General features: G+C 72.2%; 19 protein-coding genes. 12 read left to right on the forward strand and 7 right to left on the reverse strand.

Annotated elements, in window-relative coordinates; all coding sequences use genetic code 11:
* Positions 1-101 precede the first annotated feature (101 nt).
* Both ACQ143_RS09560 and ygfZ read left to right on the forward strand, forming a co-directional pair.
* On the forward strand, positions 102-704 hold the full coding sequence (locus ACQ143_RS09560; protein ID WP_449570452.1) for an FABP family protein: 603 nt from the start codon (positions 102-104) through the stop codon (positions 702-704).
* Positions 705-721: 17 nt separating this feature from the next.
* Positions 722-1,798, forward strand: a complete 1,077-nt coding sequence (ygfZ, locus tag ACQ143_RS09565) for a CAF17-like 4Fe-4S cluster assembly/insertion protein YgfZ (RefSeq protein WP_449570453.1) — start codon at positions 722-724, stop codon at positions 1,796-1,798.
* 172 nt (positions 1,799-1,970) lie between these two features.
* On the opposite strand, the gene ACQ143_RS09570 is transcribed toward ygfZ, so the two are convergent.
* Positions 1,971-2,792 carry a class I SAM-dependent methyltransferase gene (locus ACQ143_RS09570; protein ID WP_449570454.1) on the reverse strand — a complete coding sequence of 274 codons (822 nt, stop codon included), beginning with the start codon at positions 2,790-2,792 and terminating at the stop codon, positions 1,971-1,973.
* A 53-nt stretch (positions 2,793-2,845) separates the two neighbouring features.
* Here ACQ143_RS09570 and ACQ143_RS09575 point away from each other — a divergent pair, with 53 nt between their 5' ends.
* Positions 2,846-3,595 carry a phosphoglyceromutase gene (locus tag ACQ143_RS09575; protein ID WP_449570455.1) on the forward strand — a complete coding sequence of 250 codons (750 nt, stop codon included), beginning with the start codon at positions 2,846-2,848 and terminating at the stop codon, positions 3,593-3,595.
* Between the two features lie 67 nt (positions 3,596-3,662).
* Here the strand turns inward: ACQ143_RS09575 and phoU are convergent, their stop codons facing one another.
* Positions 3,663-4,355 carry a phosphate signaling complex protein PhoU gene (gene phoU / locus ACQ143_RS09580; RefSeq protein ID WP_449570456.1) on the reverse strand — a complete coding sequence of 231 codons (693 nt, stop codon included), beginning with the start codon at positions 4,353-4,355 and terminating at the stop codon, positions 3,663-3,665.
* A gap of 170 nt (positions 4,356-4,525) precedes the next feature.
* On the opposite strand from phoU, the gene ACQ143_RS09585 reads away from it, so the two are divergent.
* Together ACQ143_RS09585 and ACQ143_RS09590 are read left to right on the forward strand one after the other, a co-directional pair.
* Positions 4,526-5,707 carry a sensor histidine kinase gene (locus ACQ143_RS09585; RefSeq protein WP_449570457.1) on the forward strand — a complete coding sequence of 394 codons (1,182 nt, stop codon included), beginning with the start codon at positions 4,526-4,528 and terminating at the stop codon, positions 5,705-5,707.
* The gene (locus tag ACQ143_RS09590; protein WP_449570458.1) at positions 5,704-6,387 is read left to right on the forward strand and encodes a response regulator; all 684 of its coding nucleotides are present in this window, start codon (positions 5,704-5,706) and stop codon (positions 6,385-6,387) included. The genes ACQ143_RS09585 and ACQ143_RS09590 overlap by 4 nt, the downstream gene beginning before the upstream one ends.
* Before the next feature lie 21 nt (positions 6,388-6,408).
* Here the strand turns inward: ACQ143_RS09590 and ACQ143_RS09595 are convergent, their stop codons facing one another.
* On the reverse strand, positions 6,409-6,879 hold the full coding sequence (locus tag ACQ143_RS09595; RefSeq protein ID WP_449570459.1) for a DNA modification methylase: 471 nt from the start codon (positions 6,877-6,879) through the stop codon (positions 6,409-6,411).
* A gap of 157 nt (positions 6,880-7,036) precedes the next feature.
* Between ACQ143_RS09595 and ACQ143_RS09600 the strand changes: the two genes are divergently transcribed.
* From ACQ143_RS09600 to ispD, 3 genes are read left to right on the forward strand one after another with little or no spacing between them, the layout of a single operon-like run.
* Positions 7,037-7,519, forward strand: a complete 483-nt coding sequence (locus tag ACQ143_RS09600) for a CarD family transcriptional regulator (RefSeq protein WP_005051117.1) — start codon at positions 7,037-7,039, stop codon at positions 7,517-7,519.
* Between the two features lie 47 nt (positions 7,520-7,566).
* The gene (locus tag ACQ143_RS09605; protein WP_449570460.1) at positions 7,567-8,838 is read left to right on the forward strand and encodes an acyltransferase family protein; all 1,272 of its coding nucleotides are present in this window, start codon (positions 7,567-7,569) and stop codon (positions 8,836-8,838) included.
* Entirely contained in the window at positions 8,835-10,031 is a 1,197-nt protein-coding gene (gene ispD, locus ACQ143_RS09610; protein WP_449570461.1) for a 2-C-methyl-D-erythritol 4-phosphate cytidylyltransferase, read from the forward strand. The genes ACQ143_RS09605 and ispD overlap by 4 nt, the downstream gene beginning before the upstream one ends.
* 12 nt (positions 10,032-10,043) lie before the next feature.
* Here the strand turns inward: ispD and ACQ143_RS09615 are convergent, their stop codons facing one another.
* Positions 10,044-10,895, reverse strand: a complete 852-nt coding sequence (locus ACQ143_RS09615) for a phosphotransferase family protein (protein ID WP_449570462.1) — start codon at positions 10,893-10,895, stop codon at positions 10,044-10,046.
* 2 nt (positions 10,896-10,897) lie between these two features.
* Positions 10,898-11,833 (reverse strand): DMT family transporter, encoded by a 936-nt coding sequence (locus ACQ143_RS09620; RefSeq protein ID WP_449570463.1) that lies wholly within the window; start codon positions 11,831-11,833, stop codon positions 10,898-10,900.
* A gap of 62 nt (positions 11,834-11,895) precedes the next feature.
* Between ACQ143_RS09620 and cysS the strand changes: the two genes are divergently transcribed.
* Positions 11,896-13,323: a cysteine--tRNA ligase gene (cysS, locus tag ACQ143_RS09625; protein WP_449570464.1), complete on the forward strand. Its 1,428-nt coding sequence runs from the start codon at positions 11,896-11,898 to the stop codon at positions 13,321-13,323.
* Positions 13,323-14,309, forward strand: coding sequence for a 23S rRNA (guanosine(2251)-2'-O)-methyltransferase RlmB (gene rlmB, locus ACQ143_RS09630; protein ID WP_449570465.1), 987 nt, complete (start codon positions 13,323-13,325; stop codon positions 14,307-14,309). The genes cysS and rlmB overlap by 1 nt, the downstream gene beginning before the upstream one ends.
* Positions 14,310-14,373: 64 nt before the next feature.
* On the opposite strand, the gene ACQ143_RS09635 is transcribed toward rlmB, so the two are convergent.
* Positions 14,374-14,766 (reverse strand): RidA family protein, encoded by a 393-nt coding sequence (locus ACQ143_RS09635; RefSeq protein WP_449570466.1) that lies wholly within the window; start codon positions 14,764-14,766, stop codon positions 14,374-14,376.
* On the reverse strand, positions 14,763-16,208 hold the full coding sequence (locus ACQ143_RS09640; RefSeq protein ID WP_449570467.1) for an amidohydrolase family protein: 1,446 nt from the start codon (positions 16,206-16,208) through the stop codon (positions 14,763-14,765). Before ACQ143_RS09640 ends, ACQ143_RS09635 begins: the two co-directional genes overlap by 4 nt.
* Positions 16,209-16,492: 284 nt before the next feature.
* Between ACQ143_RS09640 and ACQ143_RS09645 the strand changes: the two genes are divergently transcribed.
* On the forward strand, positions 16,493-17,386 hold the full coding sequence (locus tag ACQ143_RS09645; RefSeq protein ID WP_449570468.1) for a cupin domain-containing protein: 894 nt from the start codon (positions 16,493-16,495) through the stop codon (positions 17,384-17,386).
* On the forward strand, positions 17,383-18,090 hold the full coding sequence (locus tag ACQ143_RS09650; RefSeq protein ID WP_449570469.1) for an SDR family NAD(P)-dependent oxidoreductase: 708 nt from the start codon (positions 17,383-17,385) through the stop codon (positions 18,088-18,090). The genes ACQ143_RS09645 and ACQ143_RS09650 overlap by 4 nt, the downstream gene beginning before the upstream one ends.
* Positions 18,091-18,101: the final 11 nt, after the last annotated feature.

The raw sequence follows: 18,101 nt of genomic DNA on the forward strand, positions 1-18,101 counted from the left end.
GAACTGTTCTTCGTCGGGCTGCTGGGGCTCGCGTCGCTGGCGATCGCGTTCGTCTCGGTCGTGGTTCTGAAGAACCTGTACCGCGGCCAGCGCTGAGCGGCATGCTCGAACTGCCCACCGACCTGCCGGCGGACATCGTCCCGCTGTCGTGGTTGCTGGGCGTCTGGGAGGGCACCGGCGTCATCGACTACGAGGGCGACCGGCACTACACGGGCGAGTTCGCCCACCGCGTCAGCTTCAGCCATGACGGTGGCGACGTGGTCAACTATGCGGCCAGCGCCTGGCTGCTCGGTGCCGACGGCACCCGCACCCCGCTCGTGTCCGAGCTGGGCTACTGGCGGTTGGCGCGCCGGGCCACCGACGCCGACGCGGGCCCGGGGCTGCTGCCACCGGTCACGCCGCGCGCACGGCCGCGCACCGTCGACGACGTCGAGGCGCTGCGCAACGGCGAGGGCGGCTTCGACCTCGAGGTGTCGCTCGTCCACTCCGATGGCGTCAGCGAGCTGTACCTGGGCCAGGTGAAGGGCCCGCGCATCGACCTGTCCACGGATGCCGTGGTGCGCACCGCCGGGGCGAAGGACTACACGGCGGCCACGCGCATGTACGGCCTCGTCGACGGGCACCTGCTGTGGGCGTGGGACATCGCCGCCGTGGGTGGCCGGCTCGCCGCCCATGCCTCCGCGCGCCTCGCGCGGGCCGACTGAACCGGACGGGGAGGACCATGACCGACGACTTCTCGCGCGTGCCGGGCGCGGTGACCGACGACCTCGGGCTGCAGCACGTCGGCGCGCCGCTGCGTGAGCAGCGGGACCTCGCCGCAGGCACCGCCCTGGCCCCGCTGGGCGATCGCGCCGTGCTCAGCGTGACCGGGGAGGACCGTCTGTCGTGGCTGGACTCCATCACCTCGCAGGCGGTGGCGACGCTGCAGCCCGGCGAGGGCACCGAGACGCTCGTGCTCGACCCGCAGGGGCACGTCGAACATGCTGCCGCCGTGGTCGACGACGGTGAGACGACCTGGCTCATCGTCGACCGCGACGACGCCGAGCCGCTGCTGACCTGGCTCACGCGGATGCGCTTCCGCCTGCGGGTCGACCCGCAGGCCGCCCCCGAGCACCGCGTCGTCGGCGGGACCGCCGCAGCCGTCGCCGCGCTCGAGGCCGCCGCCGTGTGGCACGACCCGTGGCCGGGCGTCACGACCGGCGGCTGGGGCTACGCGGCCACCGACCCGCACCCCGGCGCCGAACGCGACTGGTCGGAGGCGATCGTGCCCGTCGGCGTGTTCGAACAACTGGTCGCCGACGCCGCTGGCGGCCGGGTGGCCCTGGCCGGGCGGCTGGCCGCCGACGCCCTGCGCATCGCCGCGTGGCGTCCGCGCGTGAGCGCCGAGGCCGACGGCCGTACCCTGCCGCACGAGGCCGACTGGCTGCGCACCGCGGTCCACCTCGAGAAGGGCTGCTACCGCGGCCAGGAGACCGTCGCCAAGGTGCACAACCTCGGGCATCCGCCGCGCCGGATCGTGGCCCTCCAGCTCGACGGCAGTGCCGAGTCGCTGCCCGACCCGGGCGCGGCCGTGCGCGTGGGCGACGATGCCGTGGGCGCCGTCACCTCGGTCGCGCAGCACCACGAGGAGGGGCCGATCGCCCTGGCGATCGTCAAGCGCACCACGCCGGTCGACGTCGACGTGACCGTCGACACCGCCGAGGGCCCGGTCGCCGCCGCCGTCGAACTGATCGTTCCGCCGGATGCGGGGCGCACGGCATCCATCCCGCGCCTGCCGCGGCTGTCCCGCCGCCGCTGACCCGGCCCGCCGCGGACCCCCGCGCGGTCACGTCGCCGGAGCCACCCGCTCCCAGGGCACGGTGACCTCGCCCAGACGCCAGCGCGCCCGGCCCTGCACCGGCCAGCCGTCGTCCGCCAAGGCGGTGAGGGCTGCCCGCCGCTGACCCGGCCCGCCGCTGACCACTGCGCGGTCACGTCGCCGGAGCCACCCGCTCCCAGGGCACGGTCACCTCGCCCAGGCGCCAGCGCGCCCGGCCCTGCAGCGGCCAGCCGTCGTCCGCGAGGGCGGCCAAGGCGGCCCGCCAGCGCTGCACCGGTCCGAACGTCGACGCCGGCGCCTGCCGGATCCACTGCGCCTCGAGCGCGGACAGGAACGCGTGCACGCCCTCACCGGCCACATTGCGGTGGATGAGCGCCTTGGGCAGCCGTTCGGCCGCGATCGCGGGGGAGGCCAGCTCGGCCAGGCGCAGCGACACCGTCAGGGTGCGCGGTGCGGCGTCCGCCCCGAGCTCCACCCACGTGCACACCCGGCCCAGTTCGTCGCACGTGCCCTCCACGAGCAGCCCGCCCGGGGCGAGCCGGGCGCACATGCGCTGCCACGCGTCGGCGACCTCGGACTCGTCGTACTGGCGCAGCACATTGAACGCGCGGATCACGGCGGGGCGGCGGTCGCCGGGCAGCGGCACTTCGAACCCGCCGCGGCCGAACCCGACGTGCGCGTCGGCGGCGAACGGCGTCCCGCCGGCCCGCACGGTCGCCAGCTGGGCCCGGGCGCGGGCGACGCGGTCGGGGTCGATCTCGAGCCCGACGACCTCGACGTCGGGGCGGGCCCGACGCAGGCGCGCCTCGAGCTCGAACGCCGTCACGCCGCTGGCGCCGTACCCCAGGTCGACCACGAGCGGGTCGGCCGCGCGGCGCAGGGCGGGGTGCCGCGCGATCCACCGGTCGACGCGGCGCAGCCGGTTGGTGCCGGTGGTCCCGCGGGTGATCTGCCCCACCGGTCCGCGCGCCATACGCCCATGATGCCAGCCTGTGGCGGCGAGGCCGGCTCGATAGACTGGGCGCCATGACCGCGCCCTACACGCTGATCCTCCTCCGCCACGGCCAGAGCCAGTGGAACAAGACCAACCAGTTCACCGGATGGGTGGACGTGCGCCTGACCGAGCAGGGGGAAGCCGAGGCCCGGCGCGGCGGCGAGCTGCTCAAGGAATCCGGCCTGCTGCCCGACGTCCTGCACACGTCGCTGCTGTCGCGCGCCATCCAGACCGCCGACATCGCGCTGGACGCCGCCGACCGGCTGTGGATCCCGGTGAAGCGCTCGTGGCGCCTCAACGAGCGCCACTATGGCGCGCTCCAGGGCAAGGACAAGGCCGCCACCCTTGAGGAGTTCGGCGAGGAGCAGTTCATGCTGTGGCGCCGCTCGTTCGACGTGCCGCCGCCGGAGCTGCCCGACGACGCCGAGTACAGCCAGGCGGGCGACCCGCGCTACGTCGGCATCGACGGCGAGGTGCCGCGCACCGAGTCGCTGAAGATCGTGATCGACCGGCTCATGCCGTACTGGGAGGACGAGATCGTCCCCGACCTGGCGGCCGGCAAGACGGTGCTCGTCGCCGCGCACGGCAACTCGCTGCGTGCCCTGGTCAAGCACCTCGACCGCATCAGCGACGAGGACATCGCCGAGCTGAACATCCCCACAGGCATCCCGCTGGTCTACAAGCTCGGTGAGAACTTCATGCCGCTGGGCCCGGGCGAGTACCTCGACCCGGAGGCCGCCGCCGCCGGTGCCGCCGCCGTCGCCGCGCAGGGCAAGAAGTAACAGACACGACGAACGGGGTGGATGCCGCAGGTTCCGGCATCCACCCCGTTTCGCGTGGGTGCGGGCGTCAGGCCTCGGGCGCGGTGCCCTCGGCGATGATCGCGATCGTCTCGGTGTCGGGCCGCCAGTCGCCGGTGGCGAGATAGGCGACCTTGCGCGCGACGGTCAGCGCGTGGTCGGCGAAGCGCTCGTGGTAGCGGCTGGCCAGGGTGGCGTCGACGGTGGCGGCGGCCTCACCCTGCCAGTTCTCGCTGAGCACCTTCTCGAACACCGACAGGTGCAGCTCGTCGAGCTTCTCCTCGCGCTGGCGCAGCGTCTCGACCAGCGTGAGATCCTCGGTGCGCAGCAGCTCGGTGAGCGTGCGCGCCACCTCGACGTCGAGTTCGCCCATCTTCACGAATGTGCTCTTCAGACCCTTGGGGATCGCCCGCTCGGGGAAGCGCATGCGGGTCATCTGCGCGATGTGCTCGGCGATGTCGCCCATGCGCTCGAGCGAGGTGCTCACCCGCAGCGCGGCCACGACGATGCGCAGGTCGCGGGCGACCGGCTGCTGACGGGCGAGGATCTCGATGGCCAGCTCGTCCAGGGCGATCGTCTTCTCGTCGATGATCTCGTCGGCCTCGATGACCTCTTCGGCAAGGCCCACATCGCTCTTGCCGAACGCGCGGGTGGCCTTGTCGATCGCGACGGTCACCAGCTCGGCGATCTCGACCAGACGGCTTTGCACGTCTTCGAGCGACTGGTGGAAAACTTCGCGCATGTGGGCTTCTCTCCTCTCGCGGGCACGACACGGCGTCGCACCGGCGGCACCGTCCATCGTCCCTGCCGAAGGTTAACGAATGGTGCCGTCCGCGTGAACACTCGGCCGCGAACCGGCTTCCGCACCTCCGGTGGCCGGAACGGGCGTTGCGCCCACTCTACGCTGGGGGCATGACCACGACTGCGGCCGCGCTCCTCGCTCTCGTCGTGGGCGTATGCGTGGGTGTCGCGGCCACCTGGATCGTGATCGAGGCCGTCCGGGCGCGCCGCGCCGCGCGCGTGAAGGCGTCGGCCGAGATCCCCGAGGGGGCGCGGGCCGTGCTGGAAGCGTTGGACGACGCCGCGGTGATCGTGGACGCGTCCATGTCGATCGTGGCCGCCTCCGCCGCGGCGGGCCTGTTCGGCCTGCGCGAGGGCGATCTGCTGCCCGATGAGCTGCGCACGCTCGCGCGTGCCGCCCGCGCGCACGAGCGGCATGAGACCGCGACCCTGGGCCTGCGCCGTGGCGTCGAGCCGCGGTCGGTCATCGCGCGGGCCGGTGTCGTCACCGCCCGGCTGACGCTGGTGATCGTCCGCGACATCACCGAGCGGGAACGGGTCGAGCAGATGCGGCGCGACTTCGTGGCCAACACGAGTCACGAGCTGAAGACGCCCGTGGGGGCGATCAGCCTGCTGTCCGAGGCGGTCGAGTCGGCCGCCGACGACCCGGAGCAGGTGCGGCACTTCGCCGGCCGCCTCACGGCCGAGACGGCGCGGCTGTCGCAGCTGGTGGCGCGGATCATGGACCTGTCCCGGCTGCAGGTCGACACGGACCTGACCGATGTGCGCGACGTGTCCATCGACGAGGTCGTGACCGGTGCCATCGAATCCCAGGCGATCGCCGCCGCCTCCGCCGGCATCGAGGTGGTGCGCGGCGGCGCCCGCGGCCTCTACGTGCGCGGCGACGGGAACATCCTCAGCGAGGCGATCAGCAACCTCGTGGCCAACGCCATCGCCTACTCGCCGGCCGGCGGACGGGTGGGCGTGGGCGTGAAGAACGGCGACGGCTTCGTCGAGATCGCGGTCACCGACCGCGGCATCGGCATCCCCGAGGCCGACCAGGAGCGCGTCTTCGAGCGCTTCTACCGTGCCGACCAGGCCCGATCGCGCCGCACCGGCGGCACCGGCCTGGGCCTGTCCATCGTCAAGCACGCCGTCCAGCGGCACGGCGGCGAGGTCGAACTGTGGTCGCGGCCCGGCCGCGGATCGACCTTCACCATCCGCCTGGCCACGGTGCCGGCCCCCGATCCCACCGCCGACAAGAAGAAGCGCAAGCGCAAGCCCGTCGCCCGGGCGAAAGGAGACCCGCGATGACCCGCGTTCTGATCGTCGAGGACGAGCCTGATCTCGCCGACCCGCTGGCGTACCTCCTGCGTCGGGAGGGCTTCGAGGTCGACATCGCCGAAGACGGCCCGACCGCGCTGGAGATGTTCGCCGCGCAGCACCCCGACATCGTCCTGCTCGACCTCATGCTGCCCGGGATGCCGGGCACCGAGGTGTGCCGGGTCATCCGCACCACGTCGCAGACGCCCATCATCATGCTGACCGCCAAGGACTCCGAGGTCGACATCGTCGTGGGGCTGGAGCTGGGGGCGGACGACTATGTCACCAAGCCGTACTCGTCACGCGAACTGCTCGCGCGCATGCGCGCCGTGCTGCGGCGCGTCGAGGCGATGGGGCTCGACGTCGAGGAGCAGGTGCTCACCGGCGGCCGGGTGACGATCGACATCGACCGGCACACCGTGTCCGTCGACGGCGAGGAGATCGCGATGCCGCTCAAGGAGTTCGAGCTTCTCGAGGTGCTCATGCGCAACGCCGGGCGCGTGCTCACCCGCGGCCAGCTGATCGACCGGGTGTGGGGCAGTGACTACTTCGGCGACACGAAGACGCTCGATGTGCACATCAAGCGCATCCGCTCGCGCATCGAGAAGGACCCGGGCCGGCCCGTCATGCTGCTGACGGTGCGCGGCCTCGGCTACCGGTTCGAGGGCTGACGCCCCGCCCGGCCGGGGCGTTCAGGACGCGGGGACGAACTCGGCCAGGTAGTCGAGCCGGCCGTCGAGAACCGGCACGGCCATCTCGACGCCTGTGCCGTCACCGGACTGGAACGTCATGTCGAGGTTGGCGCCCGGCTTGGTGTCGATGCCCTCCAGCAGCAGCGGCTCGACGCCGTCGTACCCGAAGCTCATGACGGTGTCGGCGGCCACGCGCACCGTGTGGGTGGTGCCGCCCACGCCGATGGTCAGCGTCTGCGTCTCGTCGGTGTCGTTGACCACGGCCGCCAGCAGGTTGCCGTTGGTGCCCTCGTCGTCGGCGACGACCAGCGCGTTGAGCACGTCGAGCGGACCCGACGGCGGGATGTTCACACCGTCGCCGGGCGAGTAGGGGATCGTCGTCGCCTGGGGAGCCATCATGCTGCAACCGGAGGCTCCCAACGCCAGCGCGGCGCCGAGGGCGACCGACGCCAAGACACGCGACTTCTTCACGATTCCTCCCGGGGATGACGACGATTGTCTGCACCCTCAGTCTACGCAGTCGCGAGCACCTCTCCGGACGTACGGAACCGCACTGTCGGGCACAAGTGGAGAACCTTAGCGTATGACGCCTGTGGTATCCTTTAGTTTGCCGAAAGGACATAACTGCATGCTTTTTGAGGTTGGCGAGACGGTCGTTTATCCGCACCACGGGGCCGCGACCATCATCGAGGTCAAAGACCGGATCATCAAGGGTGAGACGAAGAAGTATCTGAAGCTCAACGTCACCCAGGGCGACCTGATCATCGAGGTTCCGGCGGACAATGTCGACCTCGTGGGCGTTCGCGACGTGATCGGCAAGGACGGCCTCGAGAAGGTGTTCGATGTGCTGCGCGCCCCGTTCACCGAAGAGCCCACCAACTGGTCGCGCCGCTACAAGGCGAACCTCGAGAAGCTCGCCTCGGGTGATGTCATCAAGGTGAGCGAGGTCGTCCGCGACCTGTGGCGCCGTGACCAGGACCGCGGCCTGTCGGCGGGAGAGAAGCGCATGCTCGCCAAGGCGCGTCAGATCCTCGTGTCCGAGATCGCGCTGGCGCTCAAGGCGGACGAGGACCACGCTTCCGGCGTGCTCGACGAGGTTCTCGCCTCCTGACGCGCGAAATACCGGCATCCGTGCGCTGAACGCACGATGATGGTGCGGTGAGCACCGCCGCCCGGGTCGGCCCCGACCTGTCCCGTCGTGACCTGACGCTCGATCTGGCACGCGTGGTGTGCGTGCTGTTCGTCGTGGTCGTGCACATCGTCATGGTGGGCATCGGCCCCGGGCCCGACGGCGGCCTGATCGCGTCACGCCCCGCCGAGGCGGAGGCGTGGTTCGACGCTGCGACCTGGGTCGGTCAGGTCATGCCGCTGTTCTTCGTCGTGGGCGGCTTCGCCGTCGCGACCGGATGGCGCTCGTGGACCGAACGCGGCGGCGACGCCGTCGGGTTCATCCGCGTGCGCACCCTTCGGCTGGCCCAGCCGGCGCTACCGCTGTTCGTGCTGTTCGCGCTGGTGCTGGTGCCCGTCACGGCGCTGGGCATCGCCCCCGACATCGTCGAGGAGGCCGCCGTCGGCGCGGGCTCCCCGCTGTGGTTCCTCGCCGCGTACCTGATCTGCCAGGCCGCGGCGCCGTGGCTCCTCCGGTGGCATGGACGGTCGCCGCGCGCCGCCCTCGCGGTGTTGCTGGCCGGGGTCGTGATGGTGGATGCCGCACGGTTCGCCACCGGGATCACCGAGCTCGGGCTCGTGAACCTGCTGCTGGTGTGGCCGCTCGTGCAGCAGTTCGGGTTCTGGTACCGCGACGGATGGTTCGACCGTCGGCATCCGCTCACGCTGCTGACGATCGCCGCCGCCTGTTATCTGCTGCTGTGGCCGCTGACGGCGTGGGGGCCGTACTCGCCGAGCATGCTCGGCAATCTCAATCCGCCCACACTGCCGTTGGTCGTGCTGGGGCTCGCGCAGGCCTGCCTGCTGCGCCTGGCGCGGCCGGCGCTGACCCGGCTGATGAGTCTCCGGGCGATGCAGGGCTTCGTGTTCCTGCTCGGGTCTCGGCTGATGACCGTCTACCTGTGGCATCTGCCCGTGATCCTGGCGTTGAGCGGCCTGAGCCTGTTGATCCCCGGGGCGTCGCCGGTGCCCGGTTCGGGGCTGTGGTGGGCGACCCGGCCGATCATGTTCGTCGCCGTGCTGGCCGCCGTGCTCGCGCTGTCGCTCGCGATCGCCCGGTGGGAGGCGCTGGGCCGGCTCTCACCGACTCCGTCGGCCGGGTGGGTGGCCGTGGGATGGGTGTGCGCCTTCGTCCCGCCGTTCGCGGTCATGGAGTGGTTTCTCGACGTGTGGCTCGCCGTCGGGGGCGCGGTGCTGCTGGCCGTCGCCGTGTGGGCGCTGCGGCGGGGGCGGCCGGCGCGGTCAGTACCCTCGAAGGCATGAGCATCGTCCCCGTGCCGCATGTGGCCGTCATCGTCGTCGCCGCCGGGTCGGGGCAGCGCCTGGGCGCCGGCACGCCGAAGGCGTTCGTCGGCATCGACCGCCACTCGATGCTGCGCCACGCGCTGCGCGGCGTGTTCGCCGGACCGATCGCACAGGTCATCGTCGTCGCCCCCGCCGACCGCATCGGCGACGCGCAGACCGACGCGCTCGAGGCCGCCGGTGACCGCCGCGACCTGGTGACCGTCGTCGCCGGCGGCGCGACGCGGCAGGAGTCGGTGCGTGCGGGACTTGCGGCGGTGTGGCCCGACGTGCGCATCGTGCTCGTGCACGACGCGGCACGCGCGCTGACCCCCGCGGACGTGTTCGACCGGGTCATCGCGGCCGTCGAGGACGGGCGGGGCGCCGTGCTGCCGGTGCTGCCGGTGGTCGACACGATCAAGCGGGTCGACGCCGATGCGGTGACCGCCGCCGTCGACCGGTCCGACCTGGCCGCGGCGCAGACGCCGCAGGGGTTCCGGCGGGATGTGCTCGACGCGGCCTACGAGGTCGCCCGCGAAGACCACACCGACGATGCGGCCCTCGTGCAGGTGGCGGGCTTCCCCGTGTTCACGGTCGCCGGCGACGAGCGGTCGTTCAAGATCACGACGCCCGCCGATCTCGAGCGGGCACGGCTGCTGGCCACCCCGGTCACCCCGGCGGTGGCCTCCCTCGACCCGGCGCCGGCGGTACCGCGGGTCGGGATCGGCACCGACGTGCACGCGTTCGGCGGCGACGGCACGCTGTGGCTCGCCGGGCTGGAATGGCCGGGGGAGCAGGGCCTGCAGGGGCACTCCGACGGCGACGCGGTCGCCCACGCGATCGTCGACGCGCTGCTGGCCGCGGCGGGCCTCGGCGACATCGGCACGCATTTCGGCACGGCACAGCCCGAGTACGCCGGGGCACACGCCGAAGCGTTCCTCGTGCGCACGCGGGCGCTGCTGGCGGAAGCCGGCTACGTCGTGGGCAACGTGTCGGTGCAGGTGCAGACCACCCGCCCGCGTTTCGCCGCGCGGCGCGCGGAGGCCGAAGCGGTGCTGTCGGCGGCGCTCGGCGCCCCGGTGTCGGTGTCGGCGACCACGACCGACGGGCTCGGGTTCACCGGTGCGGGTGAGGGCGTGGCGGCGTTCGCCGTCGCGCTGGTCGTCGCGGTCTGACCGGTCCGGCTGTCACACCTCGGCGGTGCGGAGGTGCGCCACCCACGCGTCGAAGTGGGCTTCAAGCAACGCCGGCGTGAGGTCGGACCGTCCGATGCCGGCGTAGTTGCCGGCCCAAGAGCCGACGCGCCCCCACGCCCGCCAGGTGGCCTGCACGTCCCAGGCGTGCACACCGGCCGGATCGAACCCCGTCAGCCGGCAGTACTCGGCGGCCAGCAGCTCGGAGGCGGCCACCGACCCCAGCAGCGCGAGGTCCTGTCGGCCCCAGGCGAGGTCGGCGCCTCGCGGCGCCCGGTGGGCACCGCTCCAGTCGACCATGCCGGTCAGCTGCGGCTGGTCACCGGACGTCCACAGTGCGTTGCCGCACCAGAAATCCCCGTGCACCAGGACAGGCGGAGCGTTCAGCACGGCGGAGTCGGGGGCCCGCAGCCCCGACTCCCGCGACCCGCGCGCGTACGCCGCCCGCGCGTGCGGGCCGACGGGGTCGCGCACCGGCAGGGTGCCGGGGTCGTGCGCGTGGATGACGGCGAGCGCACGCGCCAGCGGCACGGCCAGCCGCCGCGGGTCGGCGTCGGGTGGCGGAGGTCCGCCCGGAACCCGGGTGGTGACCAGGAGCGACCCGGCGTGGGCCACCAGCTCCGGTACCGCCAGCGGGATCGGGTCGGGCGCGGCGAGCACGCGCAGCACCTCGAGTTCGCGGGCCAGGGCCGGGTCGCCGATCGGGAACCACCGGGCGACGAGTTCGGCCCCGTCCACCTCGACGAGGTACGTCGCGGCGTGCGCTCCGCCGGGCAGTCGGGGCCCGAGGCGTGCGCGGGCACCCAGCAGATCCCGCAGTTCGGTCGTGCGGGCCGCGGCATCCATCGTCAGGCCTCGACCGCGAAGGGAGCGGGGTCGCGACCGGCCCGGGCGCCGCGGGCCAGCAGGGCGAGCCCGGATGCCAGGACGACGATTCCGGCGATGGCGAGCGGCGTCAGCTGCTCACCCAGCACCGTCACACCCAGGACGGTCGCCGTCAGCGGCTCGGCGAGCGTCAGCGTGGCGGCCGTCGCCGCGGTGAGACGTTCCAGCCCCCACGTGAACAGCGTGTACGCGACCGCGACGGTCGCCACCCCCAGCCACAGCGTCATGACCATCCCCGACGACTCGGCCAGCCACCGCAGGTCCACCCAGGGCACGGCGAGCACACCGCATACGGCGGCTCCGGCACCCATCGCCCCGGCGACGGCGAACGGATCCCACCCGGACTGCAGGAGCCGGCGCTGCGCGTTGGCGAGCACCGCGAACGCCGCCCCCGCGCCGACCGATCCGGCCAGCCCGAGCGGATCGGCCGTGCCCACACCGAGTGCCGAACCGCCCACCCCCAGCAGCATGACTCCGAGCGCGGCCAGCGCGGTGGCCGTCCACCACACGCGGCCCGGGAGCCCGCGGGTGAGCGCCCACTCGATCAGGCCGGCCAGCACCGGCGCCGCACCGAGCGCGATGACGGTGCCCACCGCCACGCCGTTGCGTTCCGTGCCGAGGAAGAACAGGGGCTGGTAGAGCGCAAGACAGAGGCCGGTGACCGCCATGAGCAGCACCGGCTTGGCCGTCAGCACCGGGCGGGTGGCGACGCCGACCGGCGTGCGCCGCGCGCGGCGGCGCGCCACCGTGAAGCCGATCGCGGCCAGGAGCGTGCCGCCGGCCACGAGACGCATCACGCCGACCGCCAGCGGCGTGGTCCCCTCCGGGCCCAGCGCCTGCGAGGTGCCGGTGGTGCCGAACAGCACAGCGGCGGCGAGGACCGCGAAGACGTGACGCACCCTACAGTTCTACCGGGTGTCATCACTCTGGTCGCACAGGTGGCCGCCGGTACGATGGTGCGGTGACGGTTCAGCTCTATGACACCAAGGCGCAGGCGCTGCGCGACTTCGTGCCACTCGACCCGCAGAACGTCACGATCTACGTGTGCGGCCCGACCGTGCAGTCCGGCCCGCACATCGGGCACCTGCGCGGCGCGCTGAGCTTCGACCTCCTGCGCCGCTGGCTCGAGCACCGGCACGGCCGGGTGACCTTCGTGCGCAACGTCACCGACATCGACGACAAGGTCCTGCTCAACGCCGACGAGAACGAGCCGTGGTGGGCCCTGGCCTACCGCATGGAGCTCGAGTTCTCCCAGGCGTATGCCGCCATCGGCATCCGTCCGCCGACGTACGAGCCGCGGGCGACCGCATCGATCCCGCAGATGCAGCAGCTCATCACGCGGCTCATCGACGCCGGCCATGCCTATGCGGCGGCCGGGGACGTCTACTTCGACGTCCGCTCCTGGCCGGACTACGGCAGCCTCACCCATCAGAGCCTCGACGCGATGGAGCCGGCCGAGGACGCCGACCCGCGCGGCAAGCGCGACCCGCGTGACTTCGCGCTGTGGAAGGGCGCCAAGCCGGACGAACCGGCGTCCGCGCGGTGGGAGTCGCCCTGGGGCGTGGGGCGCCCCGGCTGGCACATCGAGTGCTCGGCCATGTCGGTGCGGTATCTCGGGCGCGAGTTCGACATCCACGGGGGCGGCCTCGACCTGCGCTTCCCGCACCACGAGAACGAGCTGGCCCAGTCGACCGCGGCCGGTGACGGCTACGCACGGTACTGGGTGCACAACGGCCTGGTCACCGTCGGCGACCAGAAGATGTCGAAGTCGCTGGGCAACTTCCTGCTCGCCGCCGACCTGCTCGCCGAACGCGACCCGCTGGTGGTGCGCTACGCGCTCGCCGCCGCCCACTACCGGTCCAACCTCGACATCACGGCGTCGTCGTTCGACGAGGCGGAGGCGGCACTCGACCGCATCCGCGGATTCCTCGAGCGGGCGGTGCGGTCGCTGCAGGACGCGGACGGCGACCTGCGCGTCAGCGGCGAGATCCCCGAACGGTTCGCCGCGGCGATGGACGACGACCTGGGCGTGCCGCAGGCGCTCGCCGTGGTGCACGAACGGGTGCGCGCGGGCAACACGGCGCTCGAGACGGGCGACCGCGACGCCGTGCTGCGCGCCTTCACCGATGTCGCGCTCATGACCGGCATCCTCGGGCTCGACCCCCTCGACCCGCGATGGCGCCCGGCCGGGGGTGCGGCCGCGTCCGCCCTCGACACCCTCATGCAGACGATGCTGACCCAGCGCGCGGACGCGCGCGCGAACAAGGACTGGGCGACCGCCGACCGCATCCGCGACGCGATCGCCGCGGCCGGCATCACCCTCGAAGACGGGCCGAACGGCACGCACTGGAGCCTCGCCGGCGCTGAGACCGGCGCGAAGGAGAACTGATGGCCAAGCCAGGACGCCCCGGCGCCGCCAAGCGCGGCAAGGGCCCCACGAAGGGGACCGGCGGCAAGAACAAGCGATCGCTCGAGGGGCGCGGACCCACCCCGAAGGCCGAGGACCGCGCCTGGCACCCGGCCGGCAAGCGCAAGGCCGCCGCCGAGCGCTACGCCGCCGCGGGGGGCAAGGGCAAGCCGGGCGGCGGGCAGGGCCCGGCGCGGCCGCGGGCCAAGAAGGACGACGACACCGAGACGGTCACCGGCCGCAACTCGGTGCTCGAGGCGCTGCGCGCCAAGATCCCGGCCACCGCGTTCTACATCGCCCAGCGCGTCGAGATGGACGACCGCGTCAAGGAGATGCTGTCGATCACGCGGCACCGCGAGATCCCGGTGCTCGAGGTCACCCGCCCCGAGCTGGACCGCATGGCCGGGTTCGACGGCGTGCACCAGGGTGTCGCGCTGAAGGTGCCGCCGTACGAGTACGCGCACCCGCAGGACCTGCTCGAAGACATCGTCGACGCCGGCAAGGTGCCGCTGCTGGTCGCGCTCGACGGCGTCACCGACCCCCGCAACCTCGGCGCGATCATCCGGTCGACCGCGGCGTTCGGCGGACAGGGCGTGATCCTGCCGCAGCGGCGCTCGGCGAGCGTGAACTCCGCCGCATGGAAGACCAGCGCCGGGGCGGCCGCCCGCATCCCCGTGGCCATCGCGCCGAACCTGACCACCACGCTCAAGGAGTTCAAGAAGCAGGGCGTGTTCGTGCTCGGCCTCGACGGCGGCGGCGACGTGTCGCTGCCGGCCCTCGAACTGGCCGACCGTCCCGTCGTGATCGTCGTCGGGTCGGAGGGCAAGGGCCTGTCGCGCCTGGTCACCGAGACATGCGATCAGATCGTTTCGATCCCGATCTCGGCGGCCACCGAGTCGCTGAACGCCGGCATCGCCGCCTCGGTCGCCCTCTACCAGGTGGCGACCCTCCGCGGCGCGGGGCAGTAGCGCAGGCCGCGCGCCGCTGCCCGCGTGGACGCGCACGAGGCGCCCACGCGGGACCGCGGCGCCGTCACACCGCCGCGACCGCGTCGATCTCGATCTCGGCGCCGCCCACCAGCGAGTACACGCCGATGAGCGTGCTCGCCGGCAGCTCGTCGGTGCCGACGATGCGGTCGCGGGCGGCCCGCCAGGCGTGCAGCTTCTCGTCATCGAGCCGGGTGATGTAGACGTTGACGCGGACGAGGTCGGCGAAGTCGGCGCCGCCGGCGTTCAGCGCCCGCAGCAGCTGACCGTACGCCAGCTCCACCGCGCGGGTGAACTCCGCCGGGGCCGCGCCGTCTTCGTCGAGGCCGACCGCCCCCGACACGAACAGCAGATCGCCCGCCGAGACCCGCACGCTGTCGGAGATGCCCGGATACACAGGCGCCGGGTGGCGGCGCAGCCGATCGGATCGCTTCGTCATTTCTTGTACTGGTACGGGTTGTAGAGCACTTCGACCTCGGGGATGTCGGGGTGCTGACCGGTGATCCAGTCGTCGCCGACCTCACGCTGCAGGTACTCGATCGTGTCGTCGAGCTTGGCCTTGACCCCGTCGAGGTCGCCGGCGACGAGCCGCCCCTCCCACTTCACGACATCGCCGCCGACCAGCACGGTGTGGACGTCGCCGCGCTGGGCCTGGTAGACGACCTGCCCCCACGGGTTGATCAGCGGAGCCCAGTGCGGCGAGTGCTCGTTCTTCAGCAGGACGACATCGCCGAGCTTGCCCTTCTCGAGCGACCCGATGAGGTGGTCCTTGCCGAGCGCCTTGGCGCCGCCGCGGGTGGCCATATCGACGGCATCCTCGGCGCGCAGCTTGATGTGGGTGACCGTCTCGGCGGGCTCGAGCTGGTGGGCGAGATAGTGCTCCAGCGCGCGGTCGGCGCCGACGGTCGCGCGCATCGCCGAGAACAGGTCGGCGCTGAACCACACGCTGGTGTCGACCGACAGCGACGCGGAGATGCCGTAGCGGCGCAGCTGGTGGATGGGCGGGTAGCCCTGGCCGCAGGTGTCCTCGGACTCGGTCGCCAGCGACACGTTGCCACCGGTCGCGGCGATCTTCTGGTACGAGTCGGCCGACAGCGACGCGGCGTGCACGTAGGTGTAGCCCTCCTTCATGACGCCCGCGTCGTACGCGTTCTTGATGCCCCAGTCGTTGGTGGCGCCCCACACGCCGGCGTGCGTGGTGACACGCAGGCCGAGCTCCTCGGCGACGCGGTAGGCGGCCAGTTCGGGGAACTCCTCATCCTGATTGGGCACGTCGAAGGCGATCTGCGTGCCGAACATGCGCGAGTCGTCGCGCGAGGCGATCAGCAGCTTCTGCACCGCCGGGTCGGCCGTCCACTCCCACGGCGACTGGTGGATGTTGCCGTAGGCGAACACGAAGCGGCCGGGGGAGGAGACGAGCGCGTCGACGGCCGCCTCGCCGTGCTCGACGGTGCGCAGCCCGTGCGACCAGTCCAGGCTCGTGGTGACGCCCGACTCGAGCGCGTCGAGCGCCGAGATCAGGTTGCCCGCGGCGTAGTCCTGCGGGCGGAACTTGGCACCGTGCTGCAGGTAGTACCAGACGAAGTACTGCGTCAGCGTCCAGTCGGAGCCGTACGCCCGCATCGCCGTCTGCCACATGTGGCGGTGGGTGTCGATCATGCCCGGCATGATGATGCCGCCGGACGCGTCGATGACGAACGCGTCGTCGGGCGCGGCGACGTCGACGCCCACCTCGGCGATCACCCCGTCCTTGACCAGCACGTCCCCGCGCGGCAGCACGGTGTGGGTGTCGTCCATCGTGAGCACGATTCCGCCGGTAAACAGCACCGGCTGCCCCTCGCGGGGTGCCGGCGCGCCGGCCGTCGCGGGTGATTCGGTCATCGCTCATCTCCTTCGATCAGCAGTGTCTACCTGATGTTCAGCGTTCTGTACAGTCGGGTCAAACGCTGCGACGGCTCCAGCATGGCCCAACTCGGCGCCGAGGGGAAGAGGTCATCCGTGCAGCGGGGGTTCGACAGAGGACCGCGCGGCCGCCGTGGCGGCTTGACAACCACGCGCCGTTGCGGTTTACATAGGGTTTAGTCACGCTGAACACTGGTCGGCGGCGACCGGGGTTCGCCCGCGACGCGATGAGGCGTCCGGGGATGCGAGCAGGGAGGCAGCACATGGCGAGGTTCGTCGTCCGACGCGCGGCTGACGCGCAGTACGCAGACCCGGGACCGCTCGCGCCGGGCGCCGAGGGCCTCACGCGCTGGCGCGGTGTCGGCGAGGCCGACGGCGCGGCCCACACCGACTTCGGCATCACGCGTCTGGCCGCCGGCGGGCGCACCGCGACGCACGTGCATTCGTTCGAGGAGAGCTTCCACATCCTCGAGGGCCAGGTCGTGCTCGTCACCCCCGAGGCCACCGTGCAACTGACCGCCGGCGACTACGGCGTCATTCCGATCGGGGTGCCGCATGCGTGGCGCGCCGACGGCGACGAGGGTGCGGCCTGGGCCGATCTGTTCACCCCGCCCGCCCGCGAGCGGTACGGCTCCGACACCTATCGGGTGCCCGAGCTGCCCGACCGCACGCCGATCACCGTCGACACGCGCGACCCGCGCACGCGCTCGTTCGGCAACATCACGACCGCCCACATGGATGCGTCCGGCCAGTCGCAGGAGCTGCTGGCCGTCTCGGCGAGCATGCGCACCGCCCTGCTGGTCTACAGCGGCATCACGCTCAAGATGATGGTCGACTCCGACCTCGGCGCGACCCTGGGCACCCTGTTCATGGTGCGCTATGCGCCCGACGGCAAGGCCGGGCCGCACGATCACCCCCTCGAGGAGGCCTACCTCATCACCGAGGGCGAGGTCCGCGCGACCTTCGACGAGCAGGAGTTCCTGCTGACCGCCGGCGACATCGCCTGGGCGGGAGTGGGCTGCGTGCACTCGTTCGAAGCGACCGGCGCCGAGGTGCAGTGGCTCGAGACGCAGTCGCCGCAGATGCCGCCCCGCCATGCCTACCGCTTCGTGCGGGACTGGAAATACCTGGAAGAGCGTCTCGAGGAGGAGCTGTGAGCGGACGTACCATTCTCATCGCCGGAGGGTCTTCCGGCATCGGGCTCGAGTTGGCCAAGGACCTCGTCGCCGGTGGCGACCGGGTCGTGCTGACCAGCCGCAGTGCCGAGAAGGCCGAGGAGGTGGCGGCCGGCATCGGCGACGGCGCGACCGGCATCGCCCTCGACGTGTCGGAGCCGGAGGGCATCGCCGCACAGCTGGCGGGGGTCGGCCGCCTCGACGGCGTCGTGATGGTCGCGATCGAGCGGGATGCGAACACGCTGCGCGACTACGACATCGCCGGCGCGCGCCGGCTCATCACGCTCAAGCTCATCGGCTACACCGAGACGATCCACACGCTGCTGGACCGTCTCGAGCCGTCGGTCGACACCGGCATCGTGCTGTTCGGCGGCCGAGCGAAGGACGCGCCCTACCCAGGGTCCACCACGGTGTCGACCATCAACGGCGGCGTCGACGGTCTCATGAACACCCTCGCGCTCGAGCTCGCCCCGATCCGCGTCAACTCGCTGCACCCCGGCATCATCGGCGACAGCCCGTTCTGGGCGGGCAAGCCGGAGGGCGTGCTGTCGGGCTATGAGAACCGCACGCCGGGCGGGGCCCTGGCCACCATGGTCGACGTCGTCGACGCCGCCAAGTTCCTGCTGTTCAACCGCGGGGTCTCGGCGCACAGCCTCAACGTCGACCGCGGCTGGCGCATCAGCTGACCCGCGCATCG

This window comes from Microbacterium pollutisoli, assembly GCF_053586795.1.